Genomic DNA, 12,114 nt, shown 5'->3' with positions numbered 1-12,114 from the left:
CTGCCCGTATAGAGATAGCCACCCGCCATCTGCAGCGTCGCCGTCCCCGGCGAGCTGATCGGCTGCGTCCCCTGCAATTGCACCGACGTGCTTCCCAGGTTCACGGTGATTCCGCTAGCAAGCGTCAGGCCGTTCTTGACGTAGAAGGCGCCGGCGGTCGTCAGGTTGGCACCACCCAGCGTGACGGCGTCAAGAGTCGCCCAGTTCAAGCTCACCGGACCACTGCTGGTCAGCGTGCCGTTGCTCAGCGTGCTGCCACCGTTGATGGTGGCGGTGCCGGAGGCGTTGAGTGCGAGGTTGAGGGGAGCGCCTAGACCGCCGCCGACCGAGCTGTTGACGTTGATCGTTGCCGCGCTCAGGGTCAGCGTGGTTGCAGGCGCAGGACTCGGGGCAGGTGCCCTGCTGACCGGCGAGGCGATGGTTATGGTGTTGGTGGCCGCAAGCGTGACGCTCGAGTTGTTCAGCACGCTGGACAACGCCGCGGCGGTGATCTGGCTGTTCTTCCCCGAGTACGTCGCGGGATTGGAGACCTCGTTCGGGTTGGTCGGCGTGATGTCGTCGCCGGGCGCACCATCGCCGTTGATGTCCGCTGTCGGACCGTTCGCTGCGCCGGCAATGACCGTGATGTTCGTGGGATCCAGCAGCAGGTTGCCCTGCTTGCCTCGCCGCGCGCCGAGGTCGGCCGTGCCGAGGAAGTACAGCACGTGCTTGCCGGAGGTCTCGCCCGATCCGCCGTCGCCGCCCTGCTCGCCGCCGCGCGCGCTCAGGCGGCCGGAAAAATGCGTGTCCTGGTCGGCCCAGACGATCACCTTGCCGCCGTCGCCCTGCACCCGTGCATCGGCCGCCAGCGCGACGCCCGCGGCCACCTTCGTCTCCTTCGCGTTCAGCACCTCGGGGTTCTTGCCTTGCAGGTCGCCGCCGACCAGGATGGTTCCGCCACCGGCATCGCCCGAGGCGTCGACAGCGGCGCCGGCATCGAGCTGCACCTGCTGCCCCAGCAGCTGAACGCGGCCGCCGGTGGCGGTTGCAACGACAGGTGCTGGCACAGCCACGGTCAACGGCTGCGCGGGCGACGACGCCAGCAGCGCGCCGGCAACCTGCGCCGTGCCGGCGGCGGCTTCGATGTGGATCGATCCGCCGGCAGCGCCTTCGCCGCCGCTGGCGGAAACCACTGCGCCGCTGCCGATGCCCACATTGCCGGAATCCGAGCCGATCGACACCGAGCCGCCCTGTTGCTGCGGCCCGCCATCGGCCAGCACCTTGGCGCCGGCGCCGATCTCCACGTCTTTCAGTGCCTTGAGCACGACCCGGCCGCCTTCCAGCGTCGCGGTCTGCGCGCTGACCACGCCGCTGTGCCTGAGCGTTCCGGCGAAGATGCCCACCGCATCCCCGGCGAGCGTGCCGAGGTTGACGGCTGCATCGGCCGGTGCCTGCGCCTCCAGGTGGATGCCTTCGAGGCCGCGGCCGGTGATCTCCACCGAGCGGCCGGCGGCCAGGATCACGGCGCCGCCGCGCGACTCCAGCACGCCGCTGCGCCCCACTTCCAGCCTCGGCGCGAGCAGCACCACGTCGCCGCCGCGCGCCAGCACGCTGCCCTGCACGTTCACGGCGCCGGCCGCTCCCTGCTGCTGGAAGCGCTGGCGGCCGGCCAGCGCATCGGCCTCGCTCATGTGCAGCGTCGACGCGGTGAACCCCGCGGTGTCCACGACAGCACCTGCGCCGACGGTGATGCCGGCAGGATTGACCAGCACCAGCCGGCCATTGGAGCCGAGGCTGCCGAGAATGGCGCTCGGGTCCGGCCCGGTCACGCGGTTGATCGAGGTGCTGGTGCTGCCCGGTTGCGCGAACCAGGTGCTGGTGCCGGCCGGCACGCCGAAGCTTTGCCAGTTGATGACGGAGTGATTGGTCCCCGGGCCGTTCTGCGTGGTGACGGTCAGCCGCGACCCGTTCTGCGACAGCGTGGCGCTGCCCAGGATGGCCTGCGCGCCGGCGGGCTGGGCCAGGGCAGAGTGGGCCGCGAAGCAGGCAGCGACGGCGAGCGCGATCGCCAGCGGTCTGTGTCCGGCCACAGCGGGCGCAGCTGCCACCTTGGAGCGTGAGGCAGCCGGAATGGTTGGGACGGACATGCTGGCTCCATCACCGGCGATCCTGCGTCGACGGCCGCAGAGTAGATCGTCGAGTGGAGATTCTCAGGCTCTTGGCCGCGGTTGTCATCCGCTTTCCTAGGTAGAGCGCCCCCCGCCCATGTCGGATCCGGTGGACTGTGCGCGGACAAATATCACGGATGCAGAATCTGACGTTCCCCTGGCCGCGCGGGCGCCGCCATGAGAAAGTACCGCAAGCCGCACCTTTTCCCAAGCCCCATGTCCGTTTTCGTCAGCATCGCCTCCTACTGCGACCCCCTGTTGCACTTCACCCTGGCCCGCGCCGTGGCCACCGCCAGCGACCCGGCCGGCCTGCATTTCGGCGTGGTCGACCAGAGCCCGGACAGCGCGCCGCGCCCGCCTGCGGCAGCCCTCGGTCCGGCCCGCCTGGGCTATGTGCGCATTGCACCGGTGGACGCCCGCGGGCCATGCTGGGCCCGCGCGCTGGCGATGGCCTTCTACGACGGCGAGGACTGGTTCTTCCAGATCGATTCGCACATGGATTTCGACGACGGCTGGGACGCGCGGCTGGTGCAGCAGGCCCAGGCCCTGCTGCCCGGGCGCAAGGGCATCGTGCTGTCGGCCTACCCCAATCCCTTCGTGCTGCAGGGCCAGCAGATCGTGCGCAAGGTCTGCACCGAGGGCGTGCTGGCCCACGTGGTCAAGCCGGGCGGGGTGTTCGAAGCGGACCACCCGGTCCTGTCCTTCGAGGCCCACCCGGTCGATTCGCCGGCGCCGGTGCCGGGCTTCCATCTGGGTGCGGGATGCCTGTTCGGGCCCGGCGCGCTGGCCGAGGAGTTTCCCTACGACCCGAATTTCTACTTCCACGGGGAGGAGCAGGCGCTGGCATTGCGGCTCTTCACCCATGGCTGGGACATCTTCCACATGCCGCAGCTGCCTGTCTATCACCTGTATAACACTGCGGACTCCGGCGCGCCCCGGCGGCCGCTGCATTGGGATGCCGAGCACGACGCGCAGCGCAGCGAAAGCTGGTGGAGCCTGGAGCAGCGATCGCGCCAGCGGCTGGCGGCGCTGGTGAACGGCGAGCTGCGGGGCGTGTTCGGGCTGGGCAGCGAGCGCACGGTGGCCGACTATGCCCGCTTCAGCGGTATCGACTACCAGCGGCGCGAACTGGCGCCGCAGGCATTCCGCCCGCTAGCTGCGTGACGGCACCTGCTGCAGCACTTCCTGCGCCAGGCAGAGATCGGCCCAGGCCTTGGCCTTTTCCGGCAGGTTGCGCAGCAGGTAGGCCGGGTGGTACGTCACCACCACCGGCACGCCGTTGTAGCGGTGGACCTGGCCGCGCAGCTTGCCGATCGGCTCGCCCGACTGCAGCAGCGCCTGCACCGCGAAGCGCCCCATCGCCAGGATGATCCTGGGTTGCAGCAACTCCACCTGGCGGCGCAGGAAGGGTTCGCACTGCGCCACTTCGTCCGCCTCGGGATTGCGGTTGCCGGGCGGGCGGCACTTGAGCACGTTGGCGATGTAGACCTTCTGGCGCCGGTTCAGGCCCAGCGCCTTGAGCATGTTGTCCAGCAACAGCCCGGCCTGGCCGACGAAGGGCTCGCCCTGCAGGTCTTCATTTTCTCCGGGCGCTTCGCCGACGATCAGCCAGTCGGGCTGCCGGTCGCCGCTGCCGAACACGGTGTTGCGCCGGCCATGGCACAGGCCGCAAGCGCGGCACGCCGCCACCGTCTGCGCCAGCGCTTCCCACTCCATCAGTTCGATGCCGCCCGCCGCCGGCGCGAGTGCTGCCGGGGCCGTCCGCGCCGGCTCCTGGACCTGGACCTGGGCCAGCGGCGCCGGCACGGCAGCCGGCCGGCGTTGCGCCCCAGCGGGCGCCTGCTCCGCCTGCTCCACGCGATGCGACAGGGGCGCGTGCAGGCGCAGCCCCATTTCCCCCAGCATCGCGCGTTGCCGCTCGTCGAGCAGCAGGCTCACAGCTTCAGGCTCATCACGACCGCATCCTCGCGCCCGCCGGGGCCGTCGGGGTAATAGGCCTTGCGCTCGCCCACCTTGCGGTAGCCGTGGCGCGTGTAGATCAACTGGGCGCGCTGGTTGCTGGCCCGCACTTCCAGCCACAGCCACTGGGCGCCCTGGCCGCGGGCCCATTGCGCCAGCGCGTCGAGCATCACGCGGCCCCAGCCCTGGCCCTGGCATTCGGGCGCCACGGTGAGATTGAGCAGGTGGACCTCGTCGACGCCCTTCATGGCGACGAAGTAACCGAGCAACTGCTTGCCCGCAACCAGCAGCTGCGCCTGGTAGCCGGCCCGCACCGAGTCGGTGAAATTGCCGCGCGTCCACGGATGGTCGTAGGCCTGTTCCTCGACCGCCAGCACGGCCTCCAGCCGCGCCTCGGACAGCGGCTCGAACTCTGCCTCGACGGGTTGGAAGACTGCATTCATGGACTGGGACGCGCCGCGGCCTTGATGGCCGAACGCTCGTCGGTGGTTTGCGCCACTTTATCGCGAATGTAGAGCGGCAGGGCCTGGTCCGCGGGCACCGCGCAGCCTGCAGCCAACAGTCCCGGCGCCAGCCGCAGCAGCGCCTGCGCGTCGGGCAGGCAGGCGATGCGCGGGCCGGCCGGCAGCCGGTCGCCGTAGGCGGCGAACGCATTGCCGGCCAGGGTCCAGCCCGGCGCCAGTGCGAGCGCCTCGGGCCGGTCGAGACTGAAGGCGCCGCGCCGGGTCCAGCCGCCGGCGTCGAATTGGTACGCGCCCGCATACACCTCGTCCATCCTGGCATCGAGCACGGCGACCACACTGGTGCAGCCGGCCTGCTCGCGCGCCTCGTCCGCCACCGCCATCAGCGTGTCGATGCCCAGCACCGGCACGCCGGCCCCGAAGGCCAGCCCCTGCGCCACCGCGCACGCGGTGCGCAGGCCGGTGAAGGAGCCGGGCCCGTGGCCGAAGGCGATTGCATCGAGCTCGCGCAGACCGAACCCAGCCTGCGCCAGCAGCGCCTGGATCGCCGGAATCAGCGCTGACGACGCCAGCGGGCCGCCCTTGCCCACATGGCGCCAGGACCGCGTGCCGTCGGCCACGCCGACGGACATGGTTTCGGTGCTGGTATCGAAGGCAAGCAGTTTCAATTGGTTCATTGGGCGCAACCCGCCATTATCGCGGCCCGATAATCGGCGGCTATGTTCCTGCCCCTGCGCCCGCTCGCCGCCTTCACCCTGTCGCTGGCCGCGGCCCTTGCAGCGGCCCAGGGCCTGCCTCCTGAGGTCGACGCCGCGCTGGCCCGCGCAAAGGTGCCGCGCGATGCGTTCAGCGTGCTGGTGGTCGATGCCGAAGGCAAGGCGGCGCCGCGCGCCAGCCACCGCCCCGGCGCCGCGATGAACCCGGCCTCGGTGGCCAAGCTGGTGACCACCTATGCGGCGCTGGAGCAGCTCGGCCCGGCGTTCACCTGGTCGACGCCGGTGTTCGTCGACGGCACCGTGCAGGGCGGCACGCTGGCCGGCAACGTCTACATCCAGGGCCAGGGCGATCCCAAGCTGGTGGTGGAGCGGCTCTGGCTGCTGCTGCGTCGGCTGCAGGGACTGGGCATCCGGCAGATCCAGGGCGACATCGTGCTGGACCGGAGCGCCTTCGAGACCGTGGTGCAGGACCCCGGGGCGTTCGACGGCGAGCCGCTGCGGCCCTACAACGCCTCGCCCGACGCCCTGCTGCTGAATTTCAAGTCGGTGGTGATGACCTTCGTGCCGGGCCGCGACGGCCGCGCGCAGGTGCAATACGAACCGCCGCTGGCCGGGGTGCAGACCGCCGCCAGCGTGGCGACCGGCCCGGGCGATTGCGGCGACTGGCGCGCCCGCCTGAAGGCCGACTTCAGCGACCCCAACCGGATCCGCTTCGCCGGCGACTATCCGCTGGCCTGCGGCGAGCGCGCCTGGCCGGTCGCCTACGCCGACCCCGGCAGCTACGCGGCCCGGGCGATCGCCGGCCTGTGGCTGGAGATGGGCGGCAAGCTGTCGGGCCACGTCAGGGACGGCCGGGTGCCGGCCGGCCTGAGCCCCGCCTTCACAGTGCAATCGCCGGCGCTGGCCGAGGTGGTGCGCGACATCAACAAATTCAGCAACAACGTGATGGCGCAGCAGGTCTTCCTCACGCTGAGCCTGCAGCAAAAGGGCGTCGGCACGCAGCAGGGCTCGCGCGAGCTGCTGCGCACCTGGTGGCGCGACCGCATCGGCGGCGAACCCCCTGCCACCGACAACGGCTCGGGCCTGTCGCGCGACGAACGCATCAGCGCGCAGCAGCTGGCGCGCTTGCTGCAACTGGCCTGGGCCTCGCCGCTGATGCCGGAACTGGTGGCGTCACTGCCGCTGGCCGGCAGCGACGGCACCCTCAAGCGGATGCGGGGCCGCAGCGCCGGGCTCGCGCACCTCAAGACCGGCAGCCTGCGCGACGTCGCGGCAGTGGCGGGAATCGTGCACGGGGCCAGCGGACGGCGCTACGTGCTGGTGGCCATCGCCAACCATCCCAATGCCGCCGCCGCCCGGCCGGCGATCGATGCCCTGATCGACTGGACCGCGCGCGACCAGTGAACCTTCCGCCCCCATGCAATACCCGGAACTGATCGGCTACTGCGCCGCTGCCCTGACCACCGTGAGCTTCGCGCCGCAGGCCTGGCTGACCTTCCGCACGCGCGACGTGCGCGGCATCTCGCTGGGCATGTACAGCGTGTTCGCGGTCGGCGTGGCGCTCTGGCTCGCATACGGCCTGCTGCTGGGGGCGTGGCCGATCGTGGCGGCCAACGCGGTCACGCTGGCCCTGGCGCTGGCGATCCTGGCCATGAAGCTGCGCTACCGCTGAGCGCCGGCGGTCGCGCCCGCGACACGCGGACGGTAAAGCCCGCGGGCGCCGCCCATCCGCGGCGGGGCCGCGGCTAGCATTGCCAAGGCCACCAGACCACCCGGTTCAATCCCAAGGAAAACGACATGACGACACCCCATCTCCTCACCGCAGTCGCTGCGGCCGCCCTGCTGGCAGCCTGCGGAGGAGGAGGCGGTGACGGCAATACCGCCCGGGGCGCCCAGATCGACGCCCCGCTCACCGTGGCCACGCTCACTTCGGCCCAGATCGACGCCGGCACCGCCGGCAGCGGGCTGCAGCCGATCGCCGGCAAGGCCAGGTGCGACGTGCGCGTGGTGGCGCTCCATTACGCGACCATCGGCGTGCAGGGGGAGAACGCGAACGCGTCGGGCGTGCTGCTGTTGCCGGCCGGCGCATGCGCCGGCGGCAGCTACCCGCTGTTGGCCTACGCCCGGGGCACGGAGGTGTCGAAGCCCCGCACGCTGGCCGACCCCGCCGACAGAGAAACCCTCCTGCTGGCGGCGATGTACGCGGCCCAGGGCTACGCGGTGGTGGCGACCGACTACCTGGGCTTCGCCAAGTCCAGCTACAGCTTCCACCCCTACCTGCATGCTGACTCGGAGGCCAGCGCGGTCATCGACTCGATCCGCTCGGCCCGCGGCGCCGCCTCCTCGCAGGGCGTCGCCCTGTCCGGCAAGGTCATGCTGACCGGGTACTCGCAGGGCGGCCATGCCTCGATGGCGGCGCAGCGCGCCATCGAGCGCGACAACGCGGGCGAGATCAACGTGGTGGCGGGCGCCCACCTTGCTGGCCCGTACAACCTGTCGGGCTCCTTCAGGGCCACCGACGCGATCGCCGGCTACCAGTTCTTCGTGCCCTACATCGTCACGGCCTGGCAGAAGGCCTACGGCAACGTGTACACCAACGTCACGCAGGCATTCCAGCTGCCGTATTCCAGCTACATCGAGAACCTGCTGCCCAGCCCGACGCTGACCTTCACCTCGCTGGTGACCAGCGGCTCGCTGCCGGCCAGCGCACCGGACGTGGCCCGCGACGCCATGTTCCAGCCGGCGTTTCAGGCCGACATCAGGACCAATCCGGACAACGGCCTGATGGCCGACGCCAAGAAGAACGACCTGCTCGGCTGGAATCCCAAGGCCCGCACCCTGCTGTGCGGGGGCGCGGGCGACCCGACGGTGCCGCCGCCGCTGCATATGGTGGTGGCGCAGGCCGACTTCTCCAGCCGGGGCCTGACCAACGTGACGTCGGTGGACGTGGACCCGTCGATCCGGGCCGCCTTCGGCACCAACGGGCAGGCGCCCACCGACCCGACCAGCCCGGCCCACGCTTCCTATTTCGGCAGCTACCACGGCGTGTTCGAGCCGCCGTTGTGCCAGCAGCAGGCGCGCGCGCTGTTCGACACCCTCAAGTGAGTGCGCCGTCCGCAATGCAAAAGGGCGCCCGCGGGCGCCCTTTTCTCTGTGCGGAAGCGCCGCCTACCAGCGCGAGCGGATCCGCTGGAACGCGTAGTCGCCGAACCGGTTCTGGCCGGCGGGGGTGGGATAGATCTTGTCGGCAAACAGGTAGTTGTTGTAGGTCGCGTTGGCCAGCACCGTCGACGGCGTGCAGAGCGCGGAGTTGACCTGGCCGGAGCCGATGCCGATGCCCGGGCCGGGGTCCACCGACGTGCACACCGGGGTCACCGAATCGGTCATCGAGAAGGACGGCGGGCTCGCCACCATCAAGTTGAACTCCAGCGCCGCGTCCACGTAGAGCACCTTGTCGCCCAGGTCGACCAGCTGGACCAGCATGTCGTCGTTGAAACGCCCGCTGGCGTTTTCCATCGCGCTCGTGATGCTTGCACCGACCGCCCAGGGCGAGCGCCCCAGGTTGTAGGGACCGACCACCACCACGAACCGTGCGCCGGCGTCCACCAGGCGCCTGACCTGGGCGGCGAGGTCGCGCCCGGCCTGGCGGCTGTTGGCCACCGCCTGGTCGGCCGTCTCGGCCCCGGCGGCGACGCGCACGCCCTCGACGATCAGGTCGGAGGTGCCGGCGTTCACGATGTACAGGTCGTTGGCGCCGATCTTGTCGGCGGCCAGGAACTTGTCGATCTGCTCCTTGACCGTCGGCGTCGCGTTGTCGGCGACGTCGTCGGGCTTGGCCACCACGCGCGCATGGCCGGTGGCATAGGAGGTGCCGCCCTTGGAGCTCGGGGTGAGCGACAGGCCGAAGGCCAGCGCGACCTGCTCGGTCCAGTTGTTGACCGTTCCGTCGTTGACCGTGTAGCGGCTGCCCTTCTGGCCCAGGTCGGCAAAGGCGTCGCCGAAGGTGACCACCCGGGTCGGGTTCAGCTGCGATTCGATGGTGCTCGAGCCGCAGGCGGCCAGCAGGAGGGAAGCGGCGCAAGCAGCCAGCAGGACGCCGCGGCGCAACCAGGTTCGTGACATGAAGATCTCCAGGATTGAGTCGGGGTAGTTTAGCGACCGGGCCTGCCGCCCCAGGCTCAGCCGGCCGAAGCCCTTTGCAGGCGGTCGCGCACGCCGTCCCAGTCGGGCGTGGGCGGCGGTGTCTCCACCCAGATCAGGCGCACGCCCTGGGCGTCGAAGTCGCGCAGCACGGCGAACAGCTGGCGGGCGGTCTCGATCGCGTCGTCGGGCATCCGGCGGCGCAGGAGCTGCGCCGAGTTGCTGCGCAGGATCACGCGTGAATAGGTCGCGATCCGCGACGCCTCCGCGCCCAGCAGGTCGAGCGCGGTCTGCAGCGCCTTGGCATCCATCAGGCGGACCTTGGCCCGCGGCGCGTAATGCGACTCCAGCGTGCCGGAGGCGCGGGGCGAGTCGGTCCCCGGCGCCGCCAGCGGCTGGCCGCAGGCCTGCTCGATCTGCGCCGCGGTGAGCACCCCCGGGCGCAGCAGCACCGGCGCGCCGCGCGTGCAGTCGATGATGGTCGACTCGATGCCGACGGCGCAGGGCCCGCCATCGAGCACCAGCAGGGCGTCGCCGAATTCGGAGTGGACGTGCTGCGCCGTCGTCGGGCTGACCCGGCCGAACTTGTTGGCGCTGGGGCCGGCGACCCCGAGCACCGGCGGGCTGGCCTGGCGGCAGGCCAGCAGCAGGGCATGGGCCACCGGATGTGCCGGGCAGCGCAGGCCGATCGACGCCTGGCCGCCGGCGGCGGCGGCGCCGACCTCCGGGCGCCGCGGCAGGATCAGCGTCAGCGGTCCCGGCCAGAAGGCATCCATCAGGCGCCGGGCGAACGGCGGCACGCTGGCCGCGAAGTGCGGCACGCTGGAGGCATCGGCCACATGGACGATCAGCGGGTGGTCGCTCGGCCGGCCCTTGGCGGCGAAGATCCTGGCCACTGCCGCATCCGACCCGGCGTCGGCACCCAGGCCGTACACCGTCTCGGTCGGGAAGGCGACCAGTTCCCCCGCCGCCAGCGTGCGCGCGGCCAGCTCCACCGAGGAAGACAGGGAACCGTCCAGGATCATCGTGCCGGCCGGCTCAGAACGGCTCGATGCCCAGCAGCCGCGCCGCCGCCAGCGCGGTGCCGCGTGCCTGCTGCGCACTGGCGCCGGTCAGGTTCAGGTGGCCCATCTTGCGGCCCGGCCGGGCGCTGAGCTTGCCGTACAGGTGCAAATGGGCGCCGGGAAGCTGCAGCACCGCTTCCCATGGCGGCGTCCGCGGTTTGTCCCCGTCGAACCACAGGTCGCCCAGCAGGTTGAGCATCACCGCGGCGCTGTGCTGGCGCGGCGGTGCCAGCGGCAGGCCGGCGAGCGTGCGCACCTGCAGCTCGAACTGCGACAGGTCGCAGCCGTCCATGCTCCAGTGGCCGCTGTTGTGGGGCCGCGGCGCCATCTCGTTGACCACCAGCGCGCCGTCGGCCAGCACGAAGAACTCCACGCACAGCACGCCGACATAGTCCAGGCCCCGCGCGATCGATTCGGCCGCGGCGATCGCCTGCTGCGCCTGTTCGCGCGGCAGCGCGCCCTCCCAGACCTGCGTCACGGCCAGGATGCCGTCGCGGTGCAGGTTCAGCTGCGGCGGCAGGTGCACCATCGTGCCGTCGGCGCCGCGCGCGACGATCACCGAACATTCCGCTGCCAGCGGCAGCAGCTGCTCCAGCACGCAGGGCACGCGCTGGGCGGCGGCCCAGGCGGCCGCCAGCTGCTCGCGCGTGGCCACCCGCTGCTGGCCCTTGCCGTCGTAGCCCAGCCGCGCGGTCTTCAGGATGCCGGGCAACAGTGCGGCCGGCACCGCATCGAGCTGCTGCTGCGTCTCGATCGCCGCATAAGGCGCACAGGCCACGCCGCAGCGGCTGAAATGGGCCTTTTCGCGGATCCGGTCCTGGGCGATCTCCACCGCGTCGGCACCGGGCGCCACCGGCTTGAGCCGGGCGAGCTTGGCCAGCGCCGGCGCCGGCACGTTCTCGAATTCGGTGGTGATCGCGGCGCTGCAGCCGGCCAGCTCCGCCAGGCCCTTTTCGTCCAGGTAGTCGGCGTGCACGTGGCGGTGGCTGACGCGGCCGGCCGGGCTGTCCGGGTCCGGGTCCAGGACCGCGGTGAAGTAGCCCATGCGCTGGGCCGCGTGCACGAACATGCGGCCCAGCTGGCCGCCGCCCATCACGCCCAGCGTGGCCCCGGGCAGGATTGCCGGGGCGCTCATGCGGCGGGCGGCAGGGTCATGCCGCGGGCGGCTTCGGTCTGCCGGGTCCGGAAGTCCTGCAGTTGCGCCAGCAACGCCGGGTTGTCGCCGGCCAGCATGGCGACGGCGAACAGCGCGGCGTTGGCGGCGCCGGCCTGGCCGATGGCGAAGGTGGCCACCGGAATGCCCTTGGGCATCTGCACGATGCTGTGCAGCGAATCCACGCCCTGCAGGTGCCTGGACGCCACCGGCACGCCCAGCACCGGCACCGTGGTCTTGGCCGCCAGCATGCCGGGAAGGTGGGCAGCGCCGCCGGCGCCGGCGATGATGGCCCGCAGGCCGCGCCCCTGGGCCGCCTCGGCGTAGGCGAACATCTCGTCGGGCATGCGGTGGGCCGAAACGACGCGGGCCTCATGGCCGATGCCGAATTCACGGAGAATCGCCACTGCGTGCTGCATCGTCTCCCAGTCGCTGCTGGAGCCCATCACCACGCCAACTTGTATCGAGCCCATC

At 71.2% G+C, this 12,114-nt stretch carries 12 protein-coding genes; 4 read left to right on the top strand and 8 right to left on the bottom strand.

Annotation, left to right across the window (positions count from 1 at the left end):
- On the bottom strand, positions 1-2,069 hold a 2,069-nt coding region (locus ACFPOE_RS04410; RefSeq protein WP_376848777.1), incomplete at its 3' end, for a two-partner secretion domain-containing protein.
- Between the two features lie 294 nt (positions 2,070-2,363).
- Here ACFPOE_RS04410 and ACFPOE_RS04405 point away from each other — a divergent pair.
- Positions 2,364-3,311: a GlcNAc-transferase family protein gene (locus ACFPOE_RS04405; protein WP_376848776.1), complete on the top strand. Its 948-nt coding sequence runs from the start codon at positions 2,364-2,366 to the stop codon at positions 3,309-3,311.
- On the opposite strand, the gene ACFPOE_RS04400 is transcribed toward ACFPOE_RS04405, so the two are convergent.
- Genes ACFPOE_RS04400 through tsaB form a run of 3 tightly spaced genes read right to left on the bottom strand, consistent with a single transcriptional unit; the run spans position 3,300 to position 5,235 of the window.
- Positions 3,300-4,079 (bottom strand): uracil-DNA glycosylase, encoded by a 780-nt coding sequence (locus ACFPOE_RS04400; protein ID WP_376848804.1) that lies wholly within the window; start codon positions 4,077-4,079, stop codon positions 3,300-3,302. The two genes, ACFPOE_RS04405 and ACFPOE_RS04400, sit on opposite strands and share 12 nt — an antisense overlap.
- A 2-nt stretch (positions 4,080-4,081) precedes the next feature.
- A complete protein-coding gene (gene rimI, locus ACFPOE_RS04395) occupies positions 4,082-4,549 on the bottom strand; it encodes a ribosomal protein S18-alanine N-acetyltransferase (protein ID WP_376848775.1) in 468 nt (155 codons plus the stop codon).
- Positions 4,546-5,235, bottom strand: a complete 690-nt coding sequence (gene tsaB, locus ACFPOE_RS04390) for a tRNA (adenosine(37)-N6)-threonylcarbamoyltransferase complex dimerization subunit type 1 TsaB (RefSeq protein ID WP_376848774.1) — start codon at positions 5,233-5,235, stop codon at positions 4,546-4,548. Before tsaB ends, rimI begins: the two co-directional genes overlap by 4 nt.
- A 51-nt stretch (positions 5,236-5,286) precedes the next feature.
- Here tsaB and dacB point away from each other — a divergent pair, with 51 nt between their 5' ends.
- The 3 genes from dacB (at position 5,287) to ACFPOE_RS04375 (ending at position 8,388) form a co-directional block, all read left to right on the top strand.
- A complete protein-coding gene (dacB, locus tag ACFPOE_RS04385; RefSeq protein ID WP_376848773.1) occupies positions 5,287-6,687 on the top strand; it encodes a D-alanyl-D-alanine carboxypeptidase/D-alanyl-D-alanine endopeptidase in 1,401 nt (466 codons plus the stop codon).
- 13 nt (positions 6,688-6,700) lie between these two features.
- Positions 6,701-6,955 carry a SemiSWEET transporter gene (locus tag ACFPOE_RS04380; protein ID WP_376848772.1) on the top strand — a complete coding sequence of 85 codons (255 nt, stop codon included), beginning with the start codon at positions 6,701-6,703 and terminating at the stop codon, positions 6,953-6,955.
- A gap of 125 nt (positions 6,956-7,080) precedes the next feature.
- Positions 7,081-8,388 carry a lipase family protein gene (locus ACFPOE_RS04375; protein WP_376848771.1) on the top strand — a complete coding sequence of 436 codons (1,308 nt, stop codon included), beginning with the start codon at positions 7,081-7,083 and terminating at the stop codon, positions 8,386-8,388.
- A gap of 63 nt (positions 8,389-8,451) precedes the next feature.
- On the opposite strand, the gene ACFPOE_RS04370 is transcribed toward ACFPOE_RS04375, so the two are convergent.
- Genes ACFPOE_RS04370 through purE form a run of 4 tightly spaced genes read right to left on the bottom strand, consistent with a single transcriptional unit; the run spans position 8,452 to position 12,113 of the window.
- Positions 8,452-9,405, bottom strand: a complete 954-nt coding sequence (locus ACFPOE_RS04370; RefSeq protein WP_376848770.1) for an SGNH/GDSL hydrolase family protein — start codon at positions 9,403-9,405, stop codon at positions 8,452-8,454.
- 56 nt (positions 9,406-9,461) lie between these two features.
- The gene (locus tag ACFPOE_RS04365; RefSeq protein WP_376848769.1) at positions 9,462-10,448 is read right to left on the bottom strand and encodes an L-threonylcarbamoyladenylate synthase; all 987 of its coding nucleotides are present in this window, start codon (positions 10,446-10,448) and stop codon (positions 9,462-9,464) included.
- Between the two features lie 13 nt (positions 10,449-10,461).
- On the bottom strand, positions 10,462-11,622 hold the full coding sequence (locus tag ACFPOE_RS04360; protein ID WP_376848768.1) for a 5-(carboxyamino)imidazole ribonucleotide synthase: 1,161 nt from the start codon (positions 11,620-11,622) through the stop codon (positions 10,462-10,464).
- On the bottom strand, positions 11,619-12,113 hold the full coding sequence (gene purE, locus ACFPOE_RS04355; protein ID WP_376848767.1) for a 5-(carboxyamino)imidazole ribonucleotide mutase: 495 nt from the start codon (positions 12,111-12,113) through the stop codon (positions 11,619-11,621). The genes ACFPOE_RS04360 and purE overlap by 4 nt, the downstream gene beginning before the upstream one ends.
- Position 12,114 lies beyond the last annotated feature (1 nt).

This window comes from Caenimonas terrae (assembly GCF_042655405.1).
GTDB classification, from domain to species: domain Bacteria; phylum Pseudomonadota; class Gammaproteobacteria; order Burkholderiales; family Burkholderiaceae_C; genus Ramlibacter; species Ramlibacter terrae_A.
The sequence above is the reverse complement of the archived record's forward strand: the minus strand, read 5'-3'. Positions and strand labels throughout refer to the sequence as shown.